This window comes from Streptomyces sp. S6 (assembly GCF_054880855.1).
In genome coordinates, this window is the sequence record NZ_JBTYMC010000647.1 from 1 (window position 1) to 1,342 (window position 1,342).

The 1,342-nt window shown below is 70.6% G+C and carries 2 protein-coding genes; one reads left to right on the plus strand and one right to left on the minus strand.

Translation table 11 applies throughout. The annotated features are described in order from the left end of the window. The first annotated feature begins 107 nt into the window (after nucleotides 1–107). On the plus strand, nucleotides 108–644 hold the full coding sequence (locus ACVNF4_RS36115) for a hypothetical protein (RefSeq protein WP_461807048.1): 537 nt from the start codon (nucleotides 108–110) through the stop codon (nucleotides 642–644). On the opposite strand, the gene ACVNF4_RS36120 is transcribed toward ACVNF4_RS36115, so the two are convergent. Then, nucleotides 601–1,342 (minus strand): IS5 family transposase (locus tag ACVNF4_RS36120; RefSeq protein WP_461807049.1); only part of this gene is annotated, 742 nt, incomplete at its 5' end. The two genes, ACVNF4_RS36115 and ACVNF4_RS36120, sit on opposite strands and share 44 nt — an antisense overlap.

A 1,342-nucleotide genomic window follows, 5' to 3' on the forward strand; every position in this document is an offset into this window, starting at 1 on the left:
TGTTGTCTTTCCGGGCGTGATCGGTGCGTTTCCGCTGGTCGGGGATAGGAGTGGTGGTTCCGTGGGAGTGGTGGCCTGTCGGGTCGTCGTTCCCCGGGAGGTCGCGGATGCCGTCGGTTGTCGGACTGTTGGAACAGCACGAGCTCGCCGCTCGTCGTCGGGTCGACGGGCTGCGGGAGGAGGCCGACCGCATCCAGGCCGAGCTGGCTGTGGCCGAGCAGGAATGGCAGGAGTGGGCGATTGCCCGCAGGCGGGTCGACACGGTGCTGGCTCCGGACGGCGGCGACACGGCCGGCGCAAAGACCACTGGCGATCGGCGGGATGCGGACGCGCCGACGGAACCCCGGGACGCGGCGAAGGCGAAGTCGCAGGTGCCGGTGTGGCGCCAGGGGCTGACCTGGTCGGTACTGTCGGTGGACTACCAGCGCATCCTCACGGCGCTCGCGGACCGGGACCGGCTCCGTCAAGGGCCGTTGACCTGCCAGGAGATGGCCGCATTGTTCGGCATGGACGTGGTGCCGGCGCGGGTGGAGGCACTGCGGTCGAAGGCGAAACGCCTGGTCGCGAGGGGTTGGCTGGCCGAGCGGCAGCCGGGCCGGTTCACCCTCGCGGCAGGCGTGAGCGGGCCAGGCGGCGTGTCATGAGCCCGGTCATCGACCAGTAGACCATCGCCTCGGCGGTGGTGGTGCGCCGCTCGAAGTCGCGCACCAGACGGCGGCTTCGCATCAGGTGGGCGAAGAGGCGCTCGACGATCCACCGCTTGGGCAGCACCACGAAGCCCTTCTGGTCGTCACTGCGTCTGACGATCGTCAGGACCAGGGTGAACGTGGCCAGGCAGTACTCGACGAGGCCGCCGGTGTAGCCGCCGTCGGCCCAGACCAGTTCGAGGCGGTGGTGGGCGCCTGCGACCTGCCCGAGCAGGACCTGGGCGGCGGCGCGGTCGCCGGTGTCCGCGGCGGTGACCATCACGCCCAGCAGCAGACCGAGCGTGTCGACCACGACGTGCCGCTTACGGCCGTTGACCAGCTTGCCGCCGTCGAAGCCCCGGCTGTCCGCGCCGACGACGGCGTCCGCCTTGACGGACTGCGAATCGATCACCGCTGCCGTCGGCTGCGCATCCCGCCCCGCCTCCTCGCGGACCCTCGCGCGCAACCGGTCGTGGAACTGCTTGACCAGCAAGTTGTCGCGCCAGCGGCGGAAGAACGCGTAGATCCGGTCCCACGGCGGGAAGTCGACGGGCATCGCCCGCCACTTGATCCCGTTGTCCACGAGATACCGGATCGCATCGAGTATCGCCCGGTGGCAGTACACCTCCGGCCGGCCGCCCCGGCCGCGCATCCAG

Bases quoted from the DNA above. Each gene is read 5' to 3' on its own strand.
- ACVNF4_RS36115 (WP_461807048.1), top strand. From the start codon at position 108: ATGCCGTCGGTTGTCGGACTGTTGGAACAGCACGAGCTCGCCGCTCGT.